Origin of the sequence: Salinimicrobium xinjiangense DSM 19287 (assembly GCF_000423585.1) — a bacterium.
Lineage (GTDB): Bacteria > Bacteroidota > Bacteroidia > Flavobacteriales > Flavobacteriaceae > Salinimicrobium > Salinimicrobium xinjiangense.
This window is the reverse complement of record NZ_AUIG01000002.1, coordinates 151,018-176,111: the sequence shown is the minus strand read 5'-3', so window position 1 is coordinate 176,111 and position 25,094 is coordinate 151,018. Positions and strand designations below refer to the sequence as shown.

At 41.7% G+C, this 25,094-nt stretch carries 27 protein-coding genes; 24 read left to right on the top strand and 3 right to left on the bottom strand.

The genetic code is table 11. The annotated features are described in order from the left end of the window. Positions 1-31 precede the first annotated feature (31 nt). A complete protein-coding gene (gene purD / locus G564_RS0103000; RefSeq protein ID WP_029036356.1) occupies positions 32-1,303 on the top strand; it encodes a phosphoribosylamine--glycine ligase in 1,272 nt (423 codons plus the stop codon). On the opposite strand, the gene G564_RS0102995 is transcribed toward purD, so the two are convergent. Then, positions 1,300-1,530, bottom strand: a complete 231-nt coding sequence (locus G564_RS0102995) for a DUF6341 family protein (protein ID WP_029036355.1) — start codon at positions 1,528-1,530, stop codon at positions 1,300-1,302. The two genes, purD and G564_RS0102995, sit on opposite strands and share 4 nt — an antisense overlap. Positions 1,531-1,570: 40 nt before the next feature. On the opposite strand from G564_RS0102995, the gene G564_RS0102990 reads away from it, so the two are divergent. The 3 genes from G564_RS0102990 (at position 1,571) to G564_RS0102980 (ending at position 4,242) form a co-directional block, all read left to right on the top strand. Next, complete coding sequence (locus tag G564_RS0102990) at positions 1,571-2,494, top strand: DUF6427 family protein (RefSeq protein ID WP_029036354.1); 924 nt, start codon at positions 1,571-1,573, stop codon at positions 2,492-2,494. A gap of 88 nt (positions 2,495-2,582) precedes the next feature. Further along, complete coding sequence (locus tag G564_RS0102985; RefSeq protein WP_029036353.1) at positions 2,583-3,194, top strand: DUF4254 domain-containing protein; 612 nt, start codon at positions 2,583-2,585, stop codon at positions 3,192-3,194. A gap of 10 nt (positions 3,195-3,204) precedes the next feature. Next, on the top strand, positions 3,205-4,242 hold the full coding sequence (locus tag G564_RS0102980) for a glycosyltransferase family 9 protein (protein ID WP_029036352.1): 1,038 nt from the start codon (positions 3,205-3,207) through the stop codon (positions 4,240-4,242). Positions 4,243-4,511: 269 nt separating this feature from the next. Here the strand turns inward: G564_RS0102980 and G564_RS0102975 are convergent, their stop codons facing one another. Next, complete coding sequence (locus tag G564_RS0102975) at positions 4,512-5,564, bottom strand: ferredoxin--NADP reductase (protein ID WP_029036351.1); 1,053 nt, start codon at positions 5,562-5,564, stop codon at positions 4,512-4,514. Positions 5,565-5,657: 93 nt separating this feature from the next. On the opposite strand from G564_RS0102975, the gene G564_RS0102970 reads away from it, so the two are divergent. The 20 genes from G564_RS0102970 (at position 5,658) to G564_RS0102875 (ending at position 24,347) form a co-directional block, all read left to right on the top strand. Next, the gene (locus tag G564_RS0102970) at positions 5,658-7,142 is read left to right on the top strand and encodes a DUF5687 family protein (protein ID WP_029036350.1); all 1,485 of its coding nucleotides are present in this window, start codon (positions 5,658-5,660) and stop codon (positions 7,140-7,142) included. 1 nt (position 7,143) lies between these two features. Beyond that, positions 7,144-7,893: an ABC transporter ATP-binding protein gene (locus G564_RS0102965; RefSeq protein ID WP_029036349.1), complete on the top strand. Its 750-nt coding sequence runs from the start codon at positions 7,144-7,146 to the stop codon at positions 7,891-7,893. A gap of 142 nt (positions 7,894-8,035) precedes the next feature. Then, positions 8,036-10,561: a type IX secretion system periplasmic lipoprotein PorW/SprE gene (gene porW, locus G564_RS0102960; RefSeq protein ID WP_037373379.1), complete on the top strand. Its 2,526-nt coding sequence runs from the start codon at positions 8,036-8,038 to the stop codon at positions 10,559-10,561. 3 nt (positions 10,562-10,564) lie between these two features. Next, entirely contained in the window at positions 10,565-10,984 is a 420-nt protein-coding gene (locus G564_RS0102955) for a bactofilin family protein (RefSeq protein ID WP_029036347.1), read from the top strand. After that, positions 10,941-11,174 carry an AtpZ/AtpI family protein gene (locus G564_RS0102950; protein ID WP_029036346.1) on the top strand — a complete coding sequence of 78 codons (234 nt, stop codon included), beginning with the start codon at positions 10,941-10,943 and terminating at the stop codon, positions 11,172-11,174. The genes G564_RS0102955 and G564_RS0102950 overlap by 44 nt, the downstream gene beginning before the upstream one ends. After that, a complete protein-coding gene (locus G564_RS19770; protein WP_051205271.1) occupies positions 11,171-11,575 on the top strand; it encodes a hypothetical protein in 405 nt (134 codons plus the stop codon). Before G564_RS0102950 ends, G564_RS19770 begins: the two co-directional genes overlap by 4 nt. A 106-nt stretch (positions 11,576-11,681) precedes the next feature. Then, complete coding sequence (gene atpB / locus G564_RS0102940; protein WP_029036345.1) at positions 11,682-12,794, top strand: F0F1 ATP synthase subunit A; 1,113 nt, start codon at positions 11,682-11,684, stop codon at positions 12,792-12,794. Between the two features lie 47 nt (positions 12,795-12,841). Continuing rightward, the gene (atpE, locus tag G564_RS0102935; RefSeq protein ID WP_029036344.1) at positions 12,842-13,039 is read left to right on the top strand and encodes an ATP synthase F0 subunit C; all 198 of its coding nucleotides are present in this window, start codon (positions 12,842-12,844) and stop codon (positions 13,037-13,039) included. 89 nt (positions 13,040-13,128) lie between these two features. After that, complete coding sequence (locus G564_RS0102930; protein ID WP_029036343.1) at positions 13,129-13,629, top strand: F0F1 ATP synthase subunit B; 501 nt, start codon at positions 13,129-13,131, stop codon at positions 13,627-13,629. A 4-nt stretch (positions 13,630-13,633) separates the two neighbouring features. Beyond that, positions 13,634-14,188 carry an ATP synthase F1 subunit delta gene (gene atpH, locus G564_RS0102925; protein WP_029036342.1) on the top strand — a complete coding sequence of 185 codons (555 nt, stop codon included), beginning with the start codon at positions 13,634-13,636 and terminating at the stop codon, positions 14,186-14,188. Between the two features lie 44 nt (positions 14,189-14,232). Continuing rightward, positions 14,233-15,813, top strand: coding sequence for a F0F1 ATP synthase subunit alpha (atpA, locus tag G564_RS0102920; protein WP_029036341.1), 1,581 nt, complete (start codon positions 14,233-14,235; stop codon positions 15,811-15,813). Positions 15,814-15,845: 32 nt separating this feature from the next. Continuing rightward, a complete protein-coding gene (locus tag G564_RS0102915; RefSeq protein WP_029036340.1) occupies positions 15,846-16,184 on the top strand; it encodes a four helix bundle protein in 339 nt (112 codons plus the stop codon). A gap of 30 nt (positions 16,185-16,214) precedes the next feature. Further along, positions 16,215-17,075 carry an ATP synthase F1 subunit gamma gene (gene atpG, locus G564_RS0102910; RefSeq protein ID WP_029036339.1) on the top strand — a complete coding sequence of 287 codons (861 nt, stop codon included), beginning with the start codon at positions 16,215-16,217 and terminating at the stop codon, positions 17,073-17,075. Positions 17,076-17,313: 238 nt separating this feature from the next. Continuing rightward, on the top strand, positions 17,314-17,826 hold the full coding sequence (locus tag G564_RS0102905; RefSeq protein WP_029036338.1) for a hypothetical protein: 513 nt from the start codon (positions 17,314-17,316) through the stop codon (positions 17,824-17,826). 35 nt (positions 17,827-17,861) lie between these two features. Beyond that, complete coding sequence (locus G564_RS0102900; protein WP_029036337.1) at positions 17,862-19,316, top strand: oligosaccharide flippase family protein; 1,455 nt, start codon at positions 17,862-17,864, stop codon at positions 19,314-19,316. A gap of 31 nt (positions 19,317-19,347) precedes the next feature. After that, positions 19,348-19,779 (top strand): dUTP diphosphatase, encoded by a 432-nt coding sequence (gene dut, locus G564_RS0102895; protein WP_029036336.1) that lies wholly within the window; start codon positions 19,348-19,350, stop codon positions 19,777-19,779. 161 nt (positions 19,780-19,940) lie between these two features. Then, entirely contained in the window at positions 19,941-20,951 is a 1,011-nt protein-coding gene (locus tag G564_RS0102890) for a sugar phosphate nucleotidyltransferase (RefSeq protein WP_029036335.1), read from the top strand. A 19-nt stretch (positions 20,952-20,970) separates the two neighbouring features. Next, positions 20,971-22,335: a tetratricopeptide repeat protein gene (locus tag G564_RS0102885; protein WP_029036334.1), complete on the top strand. Its 1,365-nt coding sequence runs from the start codon at positions 20,971-20,973 to the stop codon at positions 22,333-22,335. Between the two features lie 9 nt (positions 22,336-22,344). Beyond that, a complete protein-coding gene (locus G564_RS0102880; RefSeq protein ID WP_029036333.1) occupies positions 22,345-23,127 on the top strand; it encodes a DUF4292 domain-containing protein in 783 nt (260 codons plus the stop codon). Next, a complete protein-coding gene (locus G564_RS0102875; protein WP_037373376.1) occupies positions 23,124-24,347 on the top strand; it encodes a murein hydrolase activator EnvC family protein in 1,224 nt (407 codons plus the stop codon). The genes G564_RS0102880 and G564_RS0102875 overlap by 4 nt, the downstream gene beginning before the upstream one ends. A gap of 163 nt (positions 24,348-24,510) precedes the next feature. Here the strand turns inward: G564_RS0102875 and G564_RS0102870 are convergent, their stop codons facing one another. After that, positions 24,511-25,026, bottom strand: a complete 516-nt coding sequence (locus G564_RS0102870) for an acyl-CoA thioesterase (RefSeq protein ID WP_029036331.1) — start codon at positions 25,024-25,026, stop codon at positions 24,511-24,513. Between the last annotated feature and the right edge of the window lie 68 nt (positions 25,027-25,094).

Below are 25,094 nucleotides of genomic sequence, written 5' to 3'. Positions count from 1 at the left end.
TATTTTTGAGGCAAGAAAGAAAACACTAACTATGAATATTCTTATCCTTGGCGCGGGCGGCCGCGAACATACCTTTGCACATCAGATCTCTCAAAGCGCTCAATGCGACAAATTATTTGTTGCTCCGGGTAATGCCGGTACAGCAAAAATAGCAACAAATGTTGCACTTAGTGTCACCAATTTCGACGCAGTTAAGGAGCTTGTGCTCAGAGAGAGAATTGAAATGGTAGTTGTGGGACCTGAAGATCCACTGGTGCAGGGAATAGTGGATTTCTTCCGGCAGGATGAGGAGTTAAAGAAGCTGGCAATTATAGGACCTTCAAGACGTGGTGCATTGCTGGAAGGGAGTAAGGAAAGAGCCAAGGAATTTATGGCGCTATACAAGATTCCTACAGCTGCTTATGAAAGCTTTAAAGCCGAAAGCCTGGAAGCCGGAAAAGAATTTCTTACCACTCTCCAACCTCCTTATGTGCTTAAAGCTGACGGGCTGGCTGCCGGCAAAGGAGTTCTTATCATCCACTCCCTGGAAGAAGCGCAGGCAGAGCTGGAGAATATGCTCACCCAGAATAAATTTGGGGAAGCCGGGAATACTGTAGTAATTGAAGAATTTCTTGACGGCATTGAACTAAGTGTTTTTGTGCTTACCGACGGAAAAAATTATAAGATCCTGCCTACAGCCAAAGATTACAAGCGTATTGGTGAGGGAGACACAGGGCTGAATACCGGCGGAATGGGAGCAATTTCCCCGGTTCCTTTTGCAGATGAGGCATTCATGAAAAAAGTGGAGGAGAGAATTGTAAAGCCTACCATCCAGGGACTTGAAGCCGAAGAGATAGATTATAAAGGTTTTGTTTTTATAGGTCTTATCAAAGTAGGAGAGGAGCCTTATGTCATAGAATACAATGTAAGAATGGGTGATCCCGAGACAGAGGTGGTGCTGCCAAGAATTAAATCAGATCTGGTTGAGGTATTTCAGAAAGTTTCTGACGGAAACCTCGATGAGGTGAATCTGGAGGTAACTGCAGAGGCTGCTGCAACTTTAATGCTGGTTTCAGGCGGATATCCCGAAGCTTATGAAAAAGGCAAAGAAATTTCAGGTTTGGAAGAGGTGCAGGATTCTATCGTTTTTCATGCGGGAACTTCCGAAGAAAATGGTACTGTTGTCACAAATGGCGGAAGAGTATTGGCTATTACCTCTTTCGGAAAGGATTTCAGAGAGGCCATAAAAAAATCTTACCAAAATGCAGAAAAACTTCACTTTGATAAGATGTATTATAGAAGAGATATCGGCTTTGACCTCTAGTTCAGGAAAGAGTGAGCAGAGGTTTCGCGTTTTTCTTCGTTACGGTCGTTGACTTTCTTTAATTGCTTCATCCAGTAAATAAAAGCAGCAAAGGCAATGATGATAAAGATCCAGTTAACAAGGTTCGCAAGCCACCAGTTGTTGAGTTCCATATTGGCCAGTTCATTGAATGGTGCGAACAGATAATCTTCAAAAATCGTCTGTATCCCTTCGAAAAAATCCCTCATAGTAATTATATTTAACTTCGCAAAAATATAAAAAACCCTAATGCTAACAAGCTTTTTTAGCAATTCCCGGCCTATTAACTTCATTATTGTGGCCGTTTTCATCGTCTTATTTTACATTGCTGCTAATTTTAATGTCTTCCTATCCTCTTCTTTCTGGGGTATCTTACAGGAAGTTGGAATACTGCTTGTGCTTATTTTAAGCGTGTTTATTTTGAATTTTATTTCGGGCAGGAATGAGCTTACCGGCAGGAATGCTTATAAGAGTATCTTGTTTGCGGGTTTTCTTTGCATGTTTTCTGCAGCGCTTCAAAATAATGATGTTATCCTTGCCAATCTGTTTATTTTGCTTGCCTTACGTCGTATTCTTTCTTTAAAATCCCAAAAAGATATAGTAAAGAAAATATTTGATGCTACTTTTTGGGTAGGGGTGGCTTCCCTGTTCTATTTTTGGAGTATACTTTTCCTGTTTGTGGTCTATTTTGGAGTACTGGTGCATGTGGGTCACAGGTTCAAGAATTGGCTTGTCCCCCTGGTTTCCCTACTCTCACTTTTGTCCATAGTCACAAGTGTCGACCTGCTCATCACAGATACTTTTTATACTTTCTCAGATTGGTATCAGCAGAGTAATTTTAACTTTGAGAATTACAGGCAGTCTGCCCTGCTTATTCCTGTTGCTTTTCTTTTTGCACTCACGCTCTGGTCATCCTTTTTTTATATGTTGATCATTCAAAAAGCAAGTGCAAATGCCAAAGCTTCATTATTCCTTATCTTGTTATGTGCAGGAGTAGCAATAACAGTCGGAGTTTTGGCACCAAACAAGAACGGAAGTGAATTGCTTTTTTTCTTTGCTCCCCTGGCAATTATTGTGACCAATTACTTTCAGAATATGGAAGACAAATGGTTTAAGGAAACCCTTCTTGTACTCGTTGTCCTGCTGCCAGTGCTGCTTTTGTCCCTGTTTTAGGTAAGCGGAATTCTTTAAAAAGCTAAAAATCCGGTACCTTTGCCAAAAAGTAATCGGGGTTTCATTTTATCCCATAAAAGTAAAGCATATGTTTTCAGATAAAGCCAATCACATCTTCCAGGAAGTAATAGAAAAATACCACGAGATAAATACTGTGGGACAGGAGTTCCATAATCCATATGATGATAAGGAACAACTTATCGAGCACCTGTTATATAGGAAATGCTGGATAGATACCGTTCAATGGCATTATGAAGACATTATACGTGATCCTAAAATTGACCCCGTTGCTGCGCTTAAGCTTAAGCGGCAAATTGATGCCTCCAACCAGGACCGTACAGACATGGTGGAATATATTGACAGTTATTTTCTCGACAAGTTCAAGGATGTAGAACCAAAGCCGGATGCGACTATAAATTCCGAAAGTCCCGCCTGGGCAATTGACCGTCTCTCTATTCTCGCTCTCAAGATCTATCACATGAACGAAGAAGCAAACCGTGTAGAGGCCGGGCAGGAGCATATGATCAAATGTCAGGCGAAACTTGATGTGCTGCTCGAACAACGTGTCGATCTTTCCACCGCTATAAACCAGTTGCTGGAAGATATTGCAAACGGAGATAAGTACATGAAGGTGTACAGGCAAATGAAGATGTATAACGATGATGAGCTGAATCCTGTTTTAAGAGGTTCAAAAAAATAGCTTTTTTGGGATGAAGAGACCGGAACATATTTTAGTCATCCGTCTTTCGGCAATGGGAGATGTGGCTATGATGGTACCGGTCCTTAAAGCTTTTACCGAAAAATATCCAGATGTAAAAATTACTCTGCTTACCCGTAGCTTCTTTGCACCAATGTTTAAAGAACTGCGGAATGTCAGCGTTTTTGAAGCTGAAGTAAACGGAAGGCACAAGGGAGTTAGCGGATTAAAGAAACTTTCTTCTGAATTGCTTGACCTCAAAATTGACGCGGTAGCTGATCTTCACAATGTTCTGAGATCAAATGTTCTGAGGGTATTTTTTAAGCTGAAGGGTCTTCCTGTAAAGCAACTGGATAAAGGCCGGAAAGAAAAAAAAGCACTCACCCGGAAAGAAAATAAAATATTTGTTCAGCTAAAGCCGACCCATCAACGGTATGCCGAAGTGTTTGAGAAGCTGGGCTATCCAATAAATCTTGAGAGAGTAGAATTGCTTCCGAAGCAAAAGCTTCCGGAAAAAGTGAGACAAGTTACCGGAAGCGGAACTGAAAAATGGCTGGGAATTGCACCTTTTGCGCAACATGCTTCCAAGGCCTATCCTGAAGATCTTATGAAAAAGGTGCTACAGGAGCTCCAAAAAGAGCAAAATCTGAAGATATTTTTGTTTGGAGGAGGAAAGGAGGAGACAGGCAAACTTGCGGCCTGGGAAAAAGATTTCCCCAATGTTATTTCTGTGGCGGGGAAACTGGATTTTGAAGAAGAACTCGCCCTCATATCCAATCTTGATGCCATGCTTTCCATGGACAGTGGTAACGGACATTTAGCCGCGAACTACGGTCTTCCTGTGATCAGCCTTTGGGGCTTGACCCATCCTTATACCGGTTTCGCGCCTTTCAGGCAGCCGGATGCAAACTTTCTGCTGCCCGATCTTCAGAAGTATCCCGCTATTCCAACTTCGATCTATGGAAAAGATATTCCGCAGGGATATGAAGAGGTGATGAGAAGCATAGATCCACAAAAAGTGGTAGAGAAAGTAAAGGAAGTATTGGGTTAGGAAATAAATTCCAAGCACCAAATTCCAAGCATATACCCTCCGTAACTTTAATGATCATCAATAAGATTTTTGAGGCAGAGGAGCGAAGGAGGGCCAAATTCCAATTTGGTTAATAGTTATAAGTTAATAGTTAACAGGGAGGTCAACAAGAAACCTTAAAATAAGAGACTTCAAAAATGGCATTTTTGGAGCCTGTCCTTTTTATAAGATCCAAGATCTCAATACTCAATACTAACTTCTCAATACTCCCCCTTTTGGGGGTTGGGGGCTTAGACATCATCATAATCCACCTTGAGAGTTGCTGAGGTTGGGTGTGCCTGACAGGTGAGAACAAGACCTTCTTCAATTTCGCTATCTACAAGAATGGAATTTTTTTCCATTTCGGCCGTTCCTTCTACAATCCGGGCGACGCAGCTGCTGCAGATACCCCCCTGGCAGGAATAGGGAACATCCAGCCCGTGTTCAAGTGCTACCTGCAGGACAGTTTTATTCTTTGGCATAGACAATACCACTTCTTCATCATCAACCTTGATCGTAAGGTTTGTATCTCCTTTAAGATCAGATTTTACTTCTCCCTCAACTTCGGTATTGAAAAGTTCAAAAAGTACCTGCTCCTTTTTGATATCATTCTTTTGAAGTACTTCAGAAACTTTATTGATCATCTCCTCTGGTCCGCAAAGGTAGAATTTGGTAAAAGCAGTGTCTTTAAAACGGTTTTTAAGCACATAATTTACGGTGCTTTCATCAATTCTTCCGTAGTGAGAATCCTCTTCTTTGGTACGGCTGTAAACAAATTCGATGAACAACCTGTCCGGGTGCTCCATTTGGAGTTCGAGTAGTTCTTTGAAGAAGATGGTTTCATCTGGTGTCCGGTTTCCATAGATCAATACGAAGCGGCTGTGTTTTTCCTGTTGAAGAACCGTTTTCAGGATTGATAGTACCGGAGTGATCCCGCTTCCGGCAGCAAAGGCGGCATAGGAATGAGGATGGCCATCCTGCACGGGCTCGAAAATAAATTTTCCTTCGGGAGGATGCACTTCGAGCACATCACCGACCTTCAGTTTATTATTGGCGAGGACCGAAAAAGTTCCACCTTTTACTTCCTTTACCGTCACCTTAAAGGTTTCATCTGTAGGAGGGGTGCACAGAGAATACGCACGACGTACTTCCTGGCCGTCTATTTCTGTCTTGACAGTAACATACTGGCCGGCTTTAAAGCTGAATTGGGATTTTAATTCCTGTGGTATTTCAAATTCGAGACTTACTGCCTCCTCTGTTTCCCTAATAATATTTTTGATCCTTAGCGGAAAGAATTTGCTCATTTTTTAGGTATTTGAGCGCAAAAATACAAAGTATCAAAATTTAATTCTGTAACAAAGTTGTAAATTTCCACACTTGTAGTATAAAGCAATATTATGTTCAAACATTTCCTTTCTCTGCAGTGGAATGCTTTTACCCGCTCTGCCAGTTTTGGGAAAAGTCTGGGGTTAAAGATCTTTATGGCCTTTATTGCCATTTATTTTTCCATTGTTTTTCTTTTTCTGGGAATAGGTCTTTACCCCATCCTGGAAGAAGTTTTTCCCGGCGGGGAGCCTTTGAACATTGTTAACAGGTGGATCCTGATATACCTGGCGCTGGAACTGGTGATGAGGTTCATGCTGCAATCCTTGCCGGTTATGAGTATTAAGCCTTTACTTTCCTTACCAATTGCAAAGCGCAAAGTGGTAAATTACGTTCTTCTAAGATCGCTTTTCTCCTTTTTCAACTTTTTGCCTCTTCTTTTAATAATTCCATTTGCCGTTTTCACCCAACATAGAACAGGGATTTCGATAATTTCCATGCTTGGATGGACTGTTGCAGTATATGCGCTTGTACTAAATGTGAATTATATCAACTTTTTGCTGAAGAAGAAATTCGCTGATGATCTTAAGGCTCTGCTACCATACTTGTTAGTGGTGCTTCTATTCTACAGCCTGGAGAGACTAGGTTTTTGGAGTATAACTGAAAGCTTTGCCGGGGGTATGAATGCTGTACTGGAAATGCCGTTTTTGGCACTGCTTCCGGTTTTATTGGTTTTTGTTCTTTTCAAGTGGAATCAAAAAGTACTCGAAAGCAGGTTCTATCTGGATGAATCCTTAAAAGGAAAAACTAAAGAAGCCAGGTCACAGGATTTTCAATGGTTACGGAAATTTGGAGACATTGCACCTTTCCTTCAGCTGGACCTTAAACTCATCTGGAGGAATAAAAGACCAAAAACGCTCATTTTTATCTCCCTCCTTATAATGGGCTATGGAATGATCTTTTATCCGGAGGAAACATATCAGAATATGCCTGCCATCTTCGTCTTTGTTGGTATTTTCATGACAGGAATTTTCATGATCAATTACGGGCAATTCATTCCGGCCTGGGATTCTTCCTATTATTCCATGATGATGGCGCAAAATATTCCATTAAAACAGTATCTGGCTTCAAAAGCAGCCTTACTTAGTTTTAGTGTAATAGTGTTGACCATACTTACTACTCCTTATGCATTCTTTGGGTGGAAGATACTGATCATTAATATCGCCTGTGCTGTATATAATATTGGGATTAATGTTCCGGTGTTGCTGTTTTCCGGCTCTTTTAACCGTAAAAGAATTGACCTGGAGAAAAGTCCATTTATGAATTACCAGGGTACAGGCGCAGCACAATGGCTGGTAGGTTTGCCTTTAATGATCATCCCTATTCTGCTATTCTGGATCCTGAATAAATTTGTATCCTTTGAAGTAGGAGTGATCGTATTGGCAGGTTTGGGATTATTAGGTATAATTCTGAGAAGTGCAATTATGGATATGGTTGTGGAATCGTATAGGAAAAACAAATATGCCATGATCAATGGCTTTAAACAAACAGGAGAATAGGATGATAACAGTTACCAATCTTTCAAAGGTTTACAGCGGGACTCAGGTTCTCAATATTGAGCATCTTGAAATCCCGAAGGGGCAGAGTTTTGGATTAGTGGGGAATAATGGTGCAGGGAAAACTACTTTTTTCAGCCTTTTACTGGATCTTATTCAACCAACCACGGGGAATGTATTTAACAATGAAATTACCGTTAGTCAGAGCGAGGAATGGAAACCTTTTACAGCTTCTTTTATTGATGAAAGCTTCCTGATTGGTTATCTCACACCCGAGGAGTATTTCAAATTTGTAGGGGAGCTTCGCAACCGGAATAGTGGCGATGTGACCAAATTCCTTCAAAATTTTGAGGAATTCTTCAATGGAGAAATTCTTGGCAGGAAGAAGTATTTGCGTGATCTTTCCAAGGGAAATCAAAAGAAGGTTGGAATCGTTGCTGCTTTGATAGGTGAGCCCGAAGTTGTTATTCTTGATGAACCTTTTGCGAATCTCGATCCCACCACCCAAATTCGGCTAAAAGCCTTAATCCGTGAGCTTTTAGAGAATTCTGAAATGACTATTCTCATTTCCAGTCATGATCTTATTCACGTGACCGAAGTCTGTGAGCGAATAGTGGTACTGGACAAAGGGCGAATTGTAAACGATATCAGGACTTCTGAAGCAACTCTAAAAGAACTCGAGCAGTATTTTGCCGGGGCAGCAGGAAAAGAAGAGAATACCCTTGAGGAGGATGTACCTCAGAAGCAGGTATAAGTCGTATTTGATTGCAATAAGAACCTTCAGAAACAGATTCATTTCCCACCTCTCCACAGCCCGGAAAATTTAACTATTTTTACCTACTGCAATAATAATTGCGACGCATATAAGTTATTGCTAATAAGAAGAATCAGCTGATTTGAAAGTATTTATAAAAACTACTGCCATTTTATTCCTGTTGATTGCTATAACAGGCTGTTCGAGAAAGAAGAATACTTTTCTTAATCGTAACTGGCATGCTGTGACCGCCGAATATAATACCCTGTATAACGGAAATCTGGCTCTTGAACTGGGAATCGAGGCGCTTAATGATCGTTACCTTGATAACTACTGGGACATCTTACCGGTAGAACGTATGGAAATTAGGGAACAGGTGATGGCTCCCGGGGAGAACATCAATCCTAATTTTCTGGTGGCCGAGGAAAAAGCCGTGAAGGCTATCCAGAGGCACTCCATGTTAATAGAAGGAAGTGAAAAGAATCCGCAGATCGACGAGGCGTACCTTCTCCTGGGAAAAGCAAGATATTATGATCAAAGATTTGTCCCGGCGCTTGAAGCTTTCAATTATATCCTGCATAAATATCCACTGAGCAATACTATCAATGAGGCAAGAATATGGCGTGAAAAAACAAATATGCGCCTGGAATTTGATGAGGTAGCTATCAGAAATCTCAAAAAGATCCTGCAAGCAGAGCGGCTTGACAAGGCCGACAGGGCAGAGGCTTCGGCCATGTTAGCACAGGCTTATCTCAACATTGGCGCCCAGGACAGTTCTCTTGCACATATTAAAAAGGCTGCAGAACTTACTGAAGTCAATAATAAAAAAGGACGCTACTGGTATATTACCGGCCAACTTTATGATGTGTTAGGCAAACCGGATAGTGCTTCTTATGCCTTTGACCAGGTAATTGATCTTAATAGAAAGATACCGCGAATCTATTTAGTCAATGCCATGGTCAGGCAAATCGAATTTATGGATGCTACTTCAGACAAAAAAGCTGAAGTACTGGAACAGTTGAATTCTCTTGCAGGAGATCGTGAGAACCGACCTTATCTTGACAAGATATATTTCCAGCTGGCCGAATTTCATTACCGGCAGGATTCCATACGTCTCGCTGTTGATTATTATAACCGTTCCCTGCGCACACCTTCCAATAATGCATATCTACAGTCCCTGGATTATGAAACCCTTGGAAACATTAATTTTGATGCAGCCAATTATGAAGTTGCGGGAGCCTATTACGATAGTACGCTTACAAAACTGTCGACCAATTCCCGGGAGTACAGGCTGATTAAAAGAAAGAGGGATAACCTGGAAGACGTGATCTATTATGAAAATATGGCCAGGGAAGCAGATAGTATCCTGTATCTCGCCTCTCTTCCTGAAGAAAAGCAGTTGGCATATTTTACAGATTATACAGATAAACTGAGGGAAAAAGCAAGCAGTGAGGCTGAAAAACCCACACAACAGGCAGCTGCCGAGAATTTCTTTGAAAATAAACGTCCTGCTATGCCCGGTGTTCCCAATCCCGGCTCTTCATTCTACTTCTATAACGCTACGGCCGTGGCTTATGGAAAACAGGAATTCTTCCGGCGGTGGGGTGACAGAGAACTTGCAGATAACTGGCGAACCCGCAGAACAGCAGGGCAGGGCGCAGCTCTGGATAAAATAGGAGTCGCGGAGGTCCTTGATAATGATCCAAGATTTGATCCTCAAACTTACTTAACGACTCTTCCAAAAGATAAGGCTGCGATTGACAGTCTGCAAAGCGACCTTAATTTTGCTACCTATCAGTTAGGGCTTATTTATCGTGAAAAATTTGGAGAGAACGAATTAGCGGCCGAACGCCTGGAATTTCTTTTAGACAACAATCCGGAGGAACGCCTGTTAATTCCGGCGAAGTACAATTTGTATAAGATTTATGATGAGCTGGGAATGACAGCTAAAGCACTGTCTCTCAAAAATGACATTTTAGTAAGATATCCGGAATCGCGGTACGCAGCAATTCTTGAAAATCCGGAGAGTTTTATGCGGGATGAAAATAATCCTACTGCCCTTTACGAAGAACTTTACAGGAAGTATGAAAATCAGGAATACCAGGCGGTAATAACCGAAAGCAGTGAAATGATCAATCAATTCACAGGAGATGAGATCGTGCCAAAGCTCGAACTGCTCAAAGCTATGGCCGAGGGAAGATTATACGGATTTGAAAAGTACCGGGAAAGTTTAAATTATGTAGCTTTAAATTACCCTCAGGCTTCAGAGGGTAAAAAAGCCCAGGAATTATTAACCAAAGCCCTGCCTTCTCTTTCGGCTTCAGAATTTACTGCAGATTCTATTGTAACCTCTTTCAAACTGGTTTTTCCGTTTGAGAAAGCCGCACGTGAGGATGCCACTGAACTGAAAAAGCAAATTTCAGAAATAATCACAGAACAGGGTGAGTCACAGGAGGTTTCGGTGGATGTTTATAATGAGGATCAGGATTTTGTTGTAGTGCATGGATTTACATCGGCACAAAGGGCTAAAGGTTTCGCAGAAAATCTTGTAAAGAATAAAAAACAGCCTGTTACCAAAAATTATTTTTATATTTCGACCCCAAACTACCGGATCGCCCAGATCCACAAGAACATAGAAACCTACTTAAATTCATTAAACACCCCCTAACAAATGTTTAATCAGGAAAAAAAGGCAAAGTCTACAGCAGAAATAAGCAAAGAACAAAACAAAATTGCTCCCGGTACAAAGATCACAGGAAATATCGAGGCTAAAGGCGGCTTTCGGATAGATGGTTGTATCGAAGGCTCTGTAAAAACTCCGGGAAAAATAGTCATTGGCAAAGAAGGATTTGTCAAAGGCGAGCTCGAATGTGAGAACGCAGATATTGAAGGAAAATTTACAGGGACCTTAAAGATATCAGGCACCTTAAGTTTGAGAAGCACTGCTTTAATAGAAGGAGACGCCACTGTTTCCAAACTGGCAGTTGAACCAGGCGCCACCTTCAATGCAACCTGTGAAATGCGGGGTGGAGTGAAAACGATCCACAATGAAAAAGGAGAAGGAAAACGACAACAAGAAAAGTCAGCTTAAGAACTGGGCTATCTTTTCGGGCATTGCATTCCAAATGGGCGCAACTATTTTTCTGTGTGCCTGGATTGGTAAAAAGCTCGATGAGCGTTATCCTATGGAGAAGAACTGGTTCACAATTGGCTTTGTTCTATTTGGACTTGTCGCTTCGGTCTATGTGGTTCTAAAACAGCTTAAACGCTATAATAATTGAATCCCCTACTATTAAATGATCTTGTAAAGTTCAGTTTCCTACTGTTTCTGGCAGCGGGTGCCAGTTATGGGATTCACTATGGGGTGTTTATATATCTAAATCCCGGCGAAACCCTGGATCTAATCAACTTTGCCTACAAATTCAATATTGGCATCACATTACTTTTTACCAGCACCATCATCTTAGCCAGTGAACATCTCAAGGAGCAGCTGGGTTTCATTTTTCTCATTAGTGGATTTGTAAAACTGGCTATCTTTATTTACCTGATTAAAACTTCAGATTTTTCTCTTGAAAAATCTGTGTTCCTGCATTTTTTTGCTCCTTATGTAGTGTGTATGATAGTGGAAATTTTTTATATCATCAAGATTCTGAACCGCACTAACTTCAGCAATGACAGCTAATTACAGCGGTTTCTCACTAAAAAAACAATTCAAAGGCTTAGGCTAATTATTTTTATATAATTATGTACATTTGCAGCCAAATTAAAGGACTGTAATTCACCTGAAAATGCAAAAGGAAAACGTTGCGAATTTTTTATTAGCTTGTCTTTTAATGTTTGTGAGCTTTAATTCACAGGCATTTACTGCAAAAGAGCCTCAGGAAGGAGGCGACGCAAAGGTCAATACCGAAGAAGAAATTAAGGAATATATTGATCATCACCTTGCAGATTCCCATTATGTAAATTTCTTTTCTGACGGGGAAACCGGAGCTCATTATGGCTTTCCGCTTCCGGTGATCATCTGGGATGACGGATTAAAAGTTTTTTCTTCCGGAAGGTTCCATCATGGAGAAGACCTGGTTGAAATTGACGGGCAGCATTACAGATATTACCACAGTAAGATTTATAAAACAGATGCCGAAGGAACCATTACATATAATGAAAATGGTTTCCCTGCCAATGAACGGCCTCTGGATTTCTCTATAACCAAGAATGTGCTTTACATGCTTGTAGTAAGCATTTTAATGCTTCTTGTGTTTGGCGGGTTGGCCAGACAATATAAAAATCGGAACATCCCTAAAGGTTCAGGAAGAGTATTGGAACCTCTTGTTTTATATGTGCGGGATGAGATTGCAAAACCAAACATTGGTAAGAACTATAGAAAATATACCGGATTCCTTTTAACTGTTTTCTTCTTTATCTGGATCCTCAACCTTCTGGGTATGACACCGCTGGGAGTAAACGTAACCGGAAATATAGCCGTGACTATGGCGCTGGCCCTCATCACTTTCTTTATTGTTCAGTTTAGCGGGACTAAAGACTACTGGAAACACATCTTCTGGATGCCGGGAGTACCCGTGCCTATGAAGATCATTCTGGCTCCTATTGAAGTGCTTGGAATGTTCACAAAGCCATTTGCGCTTATGATACGTCTTTTCGCGAACATGACTGCCGGTCACGTGATCATTATGACTTTATTAGGATTGATCGTGGTTTTCCAAAACTGGATCGCAGGTCCTGCTTTCTTTGGATTTACAATTTTCATTTCAATTATAGAATTACTTGTAGCATTTCTTCAGGCTTATATCTTCACACTGCTTAGTGCCCTTTACATTGGGATGGCGGTTGAGGAGCACGATGACCACCATCCTGCCGACAACGAAGACATTCCTGTATTATAATAATATATAACGTTTTTAAGAGTAAGTTTAATTTTTAATAAATAAGTATGGAAGCCTTAAATTTAGATTTGATTGGAGCTGGTTTAATTATTATTGGAGCCGGTTTTGGTCTTGGTAAGATTGGTAGCGCTGCAATGGAAGGAATTGCACGTCAGCCAGAAGCTGCCGGTAAAATCCAAACTGCAATGATTATTATCGCTGCACTTTTGGAAGGTGTTGCTTTTGCTGCTCTTTTCGCGGTATAAGTAATCAGAAAGAATTTCAAGCTTTGCAGCGGTTGGCTGCAAAGCTTGAATTATTAAAAAATTAAACAATAGAAGAAATTAGATAGAATATGGAAAAGTTAGTCAACGATTTTTCTTTTGGATTGTTTTTCTGGCAGATCATCATTTTGGTGGTTCTGGTAATTTTGCTTAAAAAACTTGCATGGAAACCCATTTTAGATGCTCTTAATGCAAGAGAGCAGGGGATTCAGGATGCGCTTGAATCTGCAGAGAATGCCCGTAAGGAAATGCAGAATCTTCAGGCAGATAACGAAAAGTTGTTACAGGAAGCTCGTATGGAGCGTGACAGTATGATCAAGGAAGCAAGGCAGATCAAAGAGAAAATGATTGCAGAAGCTAAGGAAGATGCCCAGAGAGAAGGAGAGAAAATGATCCAGCAGGCCAAAGCGACTATTCAGACTGAAAAAAATGCAGCTCTTGCTGATATTAAGAATCAGGTAGCAACATTATCTATTCAGATCGCCGAGAAAGTGGTAAGGGAAGAGCTTTCAACCAATGCCAAACAGGAAAGACTGGTTGAGGACATGCTTGATGACGTTACCTTAAACTAATATTATGCACGGAAGCAGAGCAGCCGCAAGATATGCCAAAGCCCTTTTGAGCCTGGCGAAGGATAAGAACGTTACCCGTGAGGTTAATGAAGATATGAGCCTCATCGATAATACGATTAAGGAGAGCAGTGACCTTAGAGCCTTTTTAAAGAGCCCTGTGATCAAGAACAACATGAAGAAAAATGCCCTTTTAGAGATCTTTAGATCTGTTAATGGCGTTACTTCAGGAGTATTTGAGGTTCTCATTGAGAACAATAGACTTGATATTCTTCCATTGGTGGCCTCTAATTATAAGAGGCTTTATGATGAGATGAACGGCGTGCAGGTTGCAAAAGTGACTACAGCAATTCCTCTTACGCCTGCACTTGAGGCGAAAATTCAGCAGAAAGTGAAGGAGCTAACAGGGAATGAAGCCAAAATAGAGAACATCATTGATGAAGGCATCATTGGCGGTTTTATTTTGAGAGTAGGGGATATTCAGTATAATGGAAGTGTCCGCTCCCAGCTTACAAACCTGAAAAGAGAATTACAAAACAATACATACGTTTCAAAAATTTAATTAAAACAGTTGCGCCCGGGCGCAGCATTTTATTCTAAATAATTATGGCAGAAATTAATCCGGCTGAAGTATCAGCGATATTAAAAAAACAGCTTTCCGGTTTTGAGGCTAAGGCTTCTCTGGACGAAGTAGGAACCGTGCTTAACGTAGGGGATGGTATCGCCAACGTATACGGACTGGCAAATGCACAATACGGTGAGTTGGTGGAGTTTGAAGGTGGACTGGAAGGGATCGTTCTTAACCTGTTAGAAGATAACGTTGGGGTGGTACTTTTAGGGCCTTATAAGCAGGTGAAGGAAGGAGCTACAGTTAAAAGAACTCAGAGAATTGCTTCTATAAAAGTTGGAGAAGGGATTGTTGGACGTGTTGTTGATACATTAGGAGCTCCAATCGACGGAAAAGGACCTATAGAAGGTGAGACTTTCGAAATGCCACTTGAAAGAAAGGCGCCGGGTGTTATTTATCGCCAGCCGGTAACCGAACCTCTTCAAACAGGGATCAAATCTATCGATGCTATGGTGCCAATTGGTCGTGGACAGAGAGAACTTGTGATCGGTGACCGCCAGACAGGTAAAACTGCCGTGGTTATTGACACAATTCTTAATCAAAAAGAATTTTATGATGCAGGGGAACCTGTGTATTGTATATATGTAGCTATTGGGCAAAAAGCCTCTACAGTGGCCGGTATTGCCAAGACTCTTGAAGATAAGGGAGCTCTTGCCTATACTACTATTGTTGCTGCAAACGCATCAGACCCTGCTCCTATGCAGGTTTATGCTCCCTTTGCAGGTGCTGCGATCGGAGAATATTTCAGGGATACAGGACGTCCTGCATTGATCGTTTATGATGATCTTTCAAAACAGGCCGTTGCTTACCGTGAGGTTTCCTTACTTCTAAGACGTCCCCCGGGACGTGAGGCATATCCTGGAGACGTTTTCTTCCTTCACTCTAGACTTCTTGAGCGTGCTGCAAAGATCATTAACGATGATGATATTGCGGCGAGTATGAATGACCTTCCGGATGTTTTAAAAGATAAGGTAAAAGGTGGTGGATCGCTTACTGCACTTCCACTTATTGAGACTCAGGCAGGTGACGTATCGGCTTATATTCCAACAAACGTGATCTCGATTACAGATGGGCAGATCTTCTTAACTTCAGATTTATTTAACTCGGGGGTTCGTCCTGCAATTAACGTAGGTATTTCTGTATCACGTGTTGGTGGTGCTGCACAGATCAAGTCCATGAAGAAAGTTGCCGGTACCCTGAAGCTTGACCAGGCTCAATATCGTGAACTTGAAGCTTTCGCAAAATTCGGATCTGATCTTGATCCTGCGACCCTTAACATTATTGAAAAAGGTAAGCGTAACGTGGAGATCCTTAAACAGGCAGAAAACAATCCTTATCCTGTTGAAAAGCAGATCGCGATCATCTATGCCGGTTCCAAGAACCTGTTGAGAAATGTTCCGGTTGAGAAAGTAAGAGAATTTGAAAACGATTACCTGGAGTATCTTGATGCCAAGCACAGAGATGTACTTGATCAACTAAAGACAGGTAAGATCAACGACGAGATCACAGATACGTTGACAAACGTAGCTAAGGAGATTTCAGCTAAGTATAAAAAATAGTTTTTCAAGTGCTGAGTTAAGAGTTATGAGTTATGAGCAAACTGGAAGAAAGCCCAATCAGGATTAAAAGTTTTCAGTTTGCTTGTGACATAGTTTTCTTCACCCGGTCTTTGAAAAAACAAAATGAATATGAGCTGGCTTCCCAGCTGTTAAAAAGTGGAACGAGCATTGGAGCGAATGTTAGAGAAGCACAAAGGGGAGTAAGCACAAAAGATTTCAAGAATAAATTTGGTATTGCTTTAAAAGAAGCCGATGAAACCAAATACTGGTTGGAGCTTATCGAAGCAACATCAGAAAATGATTGTAAAGTTTTAATTGCTAAGTGTGAAGAGTTGATGAGAATATTGGTGTCTATTATTAAGAACTCCTAACTCCTAACTCAAAACTCATAACTATAAACAATGGCCAATTTAAAAGAATTAAGAAGCAGGATTACCTCGGTTTCCTCGACCATGCAGATCACCAGTGCCATGAAAATGGTATCGGCTGCAAAGTTGAGCAAGGCGCAGGATGCTATTACCGCTATGCGGCCGTATTCAGAAAAGCTTTCTGAATTACTTCAGTCTCTTAGTGCAACTCTTGACAGTGATCAATCGAGCAAGTATTCTGAGCAGCGTGAGGTGAACAAGGTGCTTATGGTAGCAGTTTCTTCCAACCGCGGATTGGCAGGTGCTTTTAACTCGAATATAGTTAAAGGCTCGAAATACGTGGCAGATCGTGATTACAGCGATAAGAACGTTGAGTTCTATACGATTGGTAAAAAGGCAAATGACATTCTTAAAAAGACGCACAAGATCTATAAGACTGAAACTGCCATTTACGATGATCTTAGCTTTGAAAATGCTGAAGCTATTGCTACGGAATTGATGCAGCTCTTTGTAGAAGGTCAGTTCGACAAGATCGTCCTCGTCTACAACCAGTTTGTGAACGCCGCGACACAAAATGTACAGGTAGAGCAATTTTTGCCCATTGTTCCGGTTGAAAGAGATGAGAATGTCACTTTGGACTACATTTTTGAACCATCTAAGGAAGAGATTGTAATGGAACTAATTCCTAAATCTCTGAAAATGCAGGTTTACAAGGCCCTTCGTGACTCTTTCGCTTCTGAACACGGCGCACGGATGACTGCGATGCATAAGGCCACAGATAATGCAACAGAACTTAGAGACTCATTAAAATTATCATACAATAAAGCCCGTCAGGCATCCATTACCAATGAGATCCTTGAGATCGTGGGTGGAGCTGAGGCATTAAATAAATAAATTACAAGGCTGAAGTTCAGCTTTTAGAAACTCCGCATCACCCGATGCGGAGTTTTTTATTTATAACAGTTTGCCAGGAGTATTACACTTTTATCGATGACGTTACGATCTACTAAAAATTATTTTTTATAAATCTGGTCTTGGCTCTTGGTTCTTGAAGCAAAGCGGTCTTTATTCTTAAAAAATTAATTGGTATCAAAATTGAAGTAAATTAAGGGAACAATAAATAATTTTGGCCATGAAACCTTTTCTACTCTCATTCTCGGCGCTTTTAGTGATCTTTAGTTTCAGCAACTGCGCAAATGGAAAACAGCTTCAGGAGAATCCTCCAAAAGTTGTTCAGCAGCCATATTATTCTACCTGGACCGGAGGAGTGAAAGCGGCAGGTTCCGGCTTTAACTTATTTATTCCGGTAGAAAAGGGTTCAGAGATTGTTCTGGATACTGTTTACTTCCGCGGAAAAAAGGGAATGCTCGAAAAAGATCCTTCTAATGAAAACCTTTATGTCGCCAGGTTCAAAACCGCTTCTGCCGAACATGACAGGGATTTTGTGATGCATGAAGACCCTAGGATGGAGTACGGGAATAAACCCCCGGCTATCAGGGAACGTATACCTTTTGAGCTTAAAGAAGGAGAGGCAGTAGTGCATTACACCAAAAACGGAAAGTCAAAATACTTCAGGCTCACCGATATTCAGAAAAAAGATTCGGGGGATGTCAAAGTAAAAAACCCTCAAAACATTCAGCATTAATAGTACATTTGTGAGATAATCTCAACCAAAGACTATTGGCGCTTTTTCAGAAGCTATTTAAACAAACCTTTATTTATGGAGTTGCCACTGTGGTGCCCAGGATGTTGTCCTTCCTGTTGCTGCCCCTGTATTCGGCATATCTTCCCACCGAAGGATTTGGAGAGGTAGCAATAGTTTTCTCCTGGATGGCCGTTTTTAATGTACTGCTTGCCTACGGGATGGAAACCTCTTTTTTCAGGTTTTTCCACCAGGAGAAATATTCTAAAGAGGTTACGGCTACTTCGGCCATCTCCCTGATGGGTTCGACAGCTATTTTTTTAATGCTCGGCTTCATATTTATGGAGCAGATCTCGGCTGCCACTGCCATTGCTTCCCACTATATCCTTTACGTACTATTGATTCTTGCACTCGATGCGCTTTCTACCATTCCGTTTGCATGGTTGCGGGCAACAGAGCGCCCCGGGACTTTTGCAATTATTAAAATCGGGAATGTCGCCGTCAATCTCGGTCTGAATATTTTCTTCATAGTATACCTTCCAAAAATAGCATCTCAAAACACCTTTTTTGAGACCATATATATTCCCAATTTTGAGATCGCGTACATCTTCATTGCGAATCTTATTGCAAGTGCATTGACGCTGCTCGTTATGCTGCCATTCTATTTCAAGCTACCATACACATTCAACAGCAGCCTCTGGAAAAAAATGCTGAATTACGGTGCGCCTATTTTAATTGCGGGAATAGGATTTGTAATTAATGAAGTGTTCGACAAGATCCTGCTGGGATGGCTATTGCCCCAGGACATAGCAAAATCTGAAGTTGGTGCCTACGCCGCATGTTATCGCCTGGCGCTGTTTATGACACTCTTTGCAACAGCTTTTAGAATGGGAATAGAACCTTTCTTTTTTAGCCATGCAAAAGAAAAAGATGCGACTAAGACCTATGCCTTGATCACCAGATATTTTGTTGTCTTTGGAGCGGTTATCCTGGTTACGGTAACCATTTTTGCAGATCTTCTAAAGCTATTGCTTATTCGTGATTCCTCCTATTGGGACGCCATGATAGTGGTGCCAATGATCCTTATCGCCAATTTTTTCCTGGGGATCTATCACAATCTTTCCGTTTGGTATAAGGTGAATGACCGCACAAGATTTGCCGGTTATATCTCTATTTTTGGAGCGATTGTAACCCTGGTGCTCAACTTCTGGCTTATTCCGTATTACAGTTATGTAGGATCGGCCATTGCAACTATGGCGGCTTATGGAAGTATGATGCTGCTGTCCCTTTACTTCGGAAGGAAATACTATCCCATTCCGTATGACCTGAAGCGAATAGGAGGCTATCTGCTTATTTCCATTAGTTTTTCCACTGTCTATTTCTACCTTTTTAGAAATAATTATTACCTCGGGAGTATATTAATTCTTATCTTTTTTGCCCTTATTTATTACGCTGAAAAGGATCAGTTAAAACTACTTCTGAAGAAATCATAGTTTTGTTTCTTCTGAAGAAAATTTAAAGAAAATGAACGTAAAAATAATCAACAAATCCCGGCATGAATTGCCGGCTTATGAGACCGGTGCTTCTGCCGGAATGGACCTGCGGGCTAATATTTCCGAACCCGTCACTTTGAAACCTCTGGAAAGAGCCGTTATTAAAACCGGACTTTTTATTGAACTTCCGGTAGGCTACGAGGCACAGGTGAGACCCCGAAGCGGACTGGCTGCCAAGAAAGGTATTACGGTCCTCAATTCTCCCGGCACGGTTGATGCCGATTACAGGGGTGAAGTAGGAGTCATTTTGGTCAACTTATCAAATGAAGAATTCACCATTCAGGATGGGGAACGGATCGCCCAGATGGTGATCTCCCGCCATGAACACATCACCTGGAAAGAAGTGGATACTCTTGAAGAAACCACGCGTGGTGCAGGTGGCTTTGGAAGCACTGGTGTTTAAGTGTTCAGTGCTCGGTGAGCAGTGATCAGTATTTTTCACAAGCGAAAATCTTCCCTTTCCTTCGGAGAGGCGCCGGGGGAGAGAATAAACAACAAACCACAAACTAAAAACAAATAGGTGAGCATCTCAATACTCACTACTAAATACTCAATACTAACAAAATGAAGATCATAGTTCCCATGGCGGGTCGCGGTTCGCGGCTTCGCCCACATACATTAACAGTTCCAAAACCTTTAATCCCAATAGCAGGTAAACCTATAGTGCACAGGCTGGTAGAAGACATTGCCAAAGTGCTCGATGAAAAGATCGATGAGATCGCTTTTATTATTGGTGAGGATTTTGGAGAAAAGGTGGAAACCGATCTAAAGGAAATCGCCAAAACCCTGGGTGCAAAAGGAACCATATATTACCAGGATAAACCTCTTGGCACCGGTCATGCCATTATGTGTGCAAAGGATTCCCTTGAAGGTCCTGCGGTAATTGCTTATGCAGATACACTTTTTAAGGCCGATTTTACGTTAGATAAAGAAGCCGATGCCGTAATATGGGTAAAACAGGTGGAAAACCCTTCAGCATATGGCGTAGTGCAGTTAAATGAGAAGCGGGAAATAGTTGATCTTGTAGAAAAGCCTCAGGACTTCGTTTCAGATCTTGCAGTAATTGGGATCTACTATTTCAGAGATGTAGCTGTTCTTAAGAATGAACTACAGGAAGTACTTGACAAGAACATCATCCGCGGAGGTGAGTACCAGATCAATGACGGGATACAGGCGATGAAGTCTAAGGGTGCCAGATTTGTTCCCGGAAAGGTCGATGAATGGATGGATTGCGGAAACAAACAGGTGACGGTTGAAACCAACACGAGAATGCTGAATTTCCTGCAGGAAGATGGAGAAGATCTGGTGGCCTCAAATGTGGAAATGGAAAATTCAGAGATTATTGAGCCCTGTTTTATCGGGGAAAATGTAGTGCTGAAAAATGCTAAAATAGGTCCCAATGTTTCCGTAGGAAACGGAACTAAAATAAGTGACTCAACAGTAAAGAACAGCCTTATCCAAACCTTTGCCGAAGTAAGGAATGCAGAATTGAATAATGCCATGATAGGGAACTTCGCCAGGTTTAACGGGAAATTTACTGAAATTAGCATAGGAGACTATTCTGTACTGGAATAACCTTTGTTGCAAAAGACGAATGAAAAAAACTCTTTACATAGTCCCTTTTTTGACACTACTGTTTGCCGGGAATCCGGCGAGCGCGCAGGTGCCCGAGAAACCTGTGGTGGAAATGGCGGGCGACAGCCTGGGAAATGTGACAGATGCTTTTCAAGAGAAGTTTTTTGAGGCACTAAAGCAAAAGGCAATTGAGAACTACGACCGGGCGATAGATGCTTTGGTACAGGCTCTCGCATTTAATTCCGAAGAACCTGTAGTTTACCTGGAACTGGGAAAGAATTACAACGCGCTTCAAAAGTACGCCGAAGCGGCGGCTTACCTTGAACGAGGAAGAAAAGCAGCCCCCGGGAATGCCGCAATGCTGGAAGAGTTATACACTACCTATTATCAGAATAAAGAATTCGATCGGGCGTTGCCGGTAGTAAAGGAGCTGGCAAAAATAAATACAGCATTTTCTGAAGATCTCGTAAATCTATATATACAAAACGAGCAATTTGAGGCAGCACTTAGTCTCCTGGATTCCCTGGACAAAACCAAAGGCTCCAGTACATATCGCGAAAGTCTGCGCAGGCAGGTCTATGCCCGCACCAATAATGTGGAGGCGCAAATAAGCGATTTGAAGGAGAATATTGGTGAGAATCCGCAGGATGAGAAAGATTACCTGAACCTCATTTTTGTCTACAGCGAAAGCGGACAGGTTGATAAGGCTTTTGAAACTGCGCAGCAATTACTGGAAATAAATCCCGATTCAGAACTGGTACATCTTGCTCTTTACAAGTTCTATATGACTAAAGATGATTCTGCGGAAGCTGTGAATTCCATGGATGTGCTTTTAGGAAGTGATCAGATCGATGAAGTCACAAAGTATCAGGCGTTGAACGATTTTCTAATTTATGTGACAGAAAATCCTTCTTTGGAAGAAGATTTGATAAGACTGGTAAAGGTGTTCTCTGAAAAGGAGAATAATCAAAAGGTCTACAAACAACTTGGTACCTTTTTCTTGGAAAAGGGAAATCCGGAGGTAGCACTTGATTATTTCAACACGGCCCTTAAAAATGAGAAAAATGATTTTGGCCTTTTCCGGGAGGTGATCACCCTGGAAGCTGAAGCCGGGAATTATGAGCAGGTCAAGGTGCTAAGCGAAAGAGCACTGGAAATTTTTCCGGCGCAATCCTGGTTGTTTTTAATGCTGGGTACAGCGCAGAATTCATCCGGGGAGTTTAAAAAAGCTGAAGATAATTTGCTCATGGGACTTGATTATTTGATCGAAGATCCTGAACTGGAACGAAAATTTTACCGCCAACTGGCAGAAAGCTATAAAGGATTAAGCGAACCTCAAAAGGCTTCGGAAGCACTGAAGAAAGCAGAAAATAATAAACAATAAAATTGCTGAATGACCTACAAACATTTTTTCCCCCTGATCATACTTTCAATTGTGTTTTTAACTTCTTGCGGTAGCGCCCGAAAAGCTAAAATGGGAACCACTGCCCCCGAAGATGCCGCAGTAGCAGCCGTTGTGGCCAGTCACTATGCAAATGAGGTGGATTTCAATACCTTACAGGGAAGACTTAATCTTAATTATCAAACTGAAGATCGCAGCCAAAGTGTTACCGTGGTTTTCCGGATGAAAAAGGATGAGACTATCTGGATGAGCGGACAATTACTGGGAATACCGCTGGCCAAGGTCATGATCACGCCGAATTCCGTTCAATTCTACGAAAAGATCACCCGTACCTATTTTGATGGGGATTTCAGACTCTTAAGTGATCTCCTGGGAACTCCCCTTGACTATGAAAAGATGCAGAATCTTCTATTGGGACAAACCATTTATGACCTCAGGGATGAAAGATACAGATTGACAGAATCCACCCGCGGATATCAACTGGAACCAGAGCAAGAAGCTCTTTTGAAAAAGATGTTTCTGCTGGATGCAGGGAATTTCAAAGCTCTGGCGCAACAATTGGGTCAGCCGCGGGATAACAGAAGCGTGACCGTTACTTATCCCGAATATCAAAAGATCAGCGGACAATTATTTCCCGGACAAATACAGATAGTTGCCAATGACGGGCCTGAAAATACCCGTATAGATATGACTTTTAGAAACGTGGAATTTAATGTTCCGGTTTCATTTCCTTTTTCAATACCTTCGGGCTACGAAGAAATTATCATTGAATGAGCACACGAATTTTGTTTAAGTACTGCCTTGTTGCAGTTATAATGTTGATATCCCTGCAGGCTTTTTCTCAAGCAGATAAGAGAGAAGAGCTTGAGCAACGCAGGTTGGAATTACAACAGGAAATTTCCAGGATCAATTCTCTGCGCACCTCAAACCTCAAAAAGGAGAAATCTATACTTACCGAAGTAGAAGACCTGCAACAACAAATAAGGTCAACAGAGAACCTGATTCGGGTGACCAATCAACAGGCAAATCTTCTTACGCGCGAAATAAACAATAATCAGAATAAAATTGGAGAACTGCGCAAGGAATTGGAGCAGTTAAAAGAAGACTACAGCAAGATGATCGCCAGGTCATATAAAAGTAAATCCCAACAGAGCAGAGTAATGTTCCTTTTATCTTCCGAAAACTTTCTGCAAGCCTACAAGCGCTTGCAGTACATGAAGCAATATGCCAATTACAGGCACCAGCAGGGAGAAGAAATTAAAATCCGCACCGAAGAATTACAAAAACTGAATAACAGTCTTGCTGAGCAGAAAAAAGCCAAGGATCAACTTATTGCTGAAAATAGGAAAACAAGAGCCGAGCTGGAGAAGAACAGAAAAGCCCAGGCAGGCTTAATTGCTGAAGTAAGAAAAAAAGAGGGGCAGTTTGCTTCTCAACTCCGCCAGAAGCAACAGGAGATCAATGCCATTGACAAGGAAATTGAAAGGATAATTGCCGAAGCTATTGCAGCAAATAATAAAGAAGAAGGTTCAACTTCCCGGGAAATATTCAAACTGACTCCCGAGGCAAAAGCATTGGCGGCTAATTTTGCCAGCAACAAGGGGAAATTGCCGTGGCCGGTTAGGTCGGGAACCGTTTCCATGCGTTTTGGAAACCAGCCTCACCCGGTGGTTAAGTCAATAACCATTAACAGTAATGGAGTTAGAATAGATACGGAACCGAACGGTAAAGCCAAAGCCATATTTGGTGGGGTTGTGAGTGAGGTCCAGGCTGTTAAGGGAGCGAATAAGGCTGTGATGGTAAGACATGGAGATTACATTTCCATTTATAATAACCTGGATAAGATCTATGTGAGAAAAGGAGATCAGGTAAGTATTGGCCAGGAATTGGGAGAAGTGGCTACAAGCAGCAGTACAGGGAAAACTACCCTTCACTTCCTCCTTTATCAAAACTCCACCAAGCTCAATCCAGAGCAGTGGATCTACCAGATGTAAAAAAATAAAGATCGCTTTGCTTCTAGAGCCAGGATTTTAGAGCCAAGACTTTTTAGTAATCCCGGAACTTTTATTTTAAGAAGACTCGAACTTCAGGCTCCGTAGGAGCGGCATTAACATGCCGCCTGTAAAGCTATCTCCCTTACCTTAAGTTATAGAATAACTACGAATCCACAAACAAAGCCTTTAGTTCTGTAGCATCAGCCGGTTTCATTTTTCCGGCAAGCACAAGACTTAATTGCTTACGACGAAGCGCCGCGTCGTAGCGCTGCTTCTCAAGTTCAGTCTCGGGTTGCAGCGGCGGAATGCTCACAGGAGTTCCGGTTTCGTCTACTGCCACAAAAGTATAAATAGCTTCATTGGCCTTAGAACGTTGCCCGCTTTCGCGGTCTTCTACCCACACATCTATATAGATCTCCATTGAAGATTTGAAAGCTCTTGAAACCTTAGCTTCAACAGTTACAACACTTCCCAATGGCACCGCCTTATTAAAAGCCACGTGATTCACCGAAGCCGTAACCACGATCCTGCGGCTGTGGCGCCTTGCTGCGATACTGGCCGCACGATCCATCCGCGCTAATAATTCCCCTCCAAAAAGGTTATTTAAAGGATTGGTCTCACTTGGGAGAACAAGATCTGTCATTACGGTTTTGGATTCTTCGGCTGTTCTGGCTTGCATCTTTTAAATTTTCGGCAAAGGTAAGCTGCTTAGCTGTAAAAAAGCTTAAGAGGTTATTAAAAAAAGTT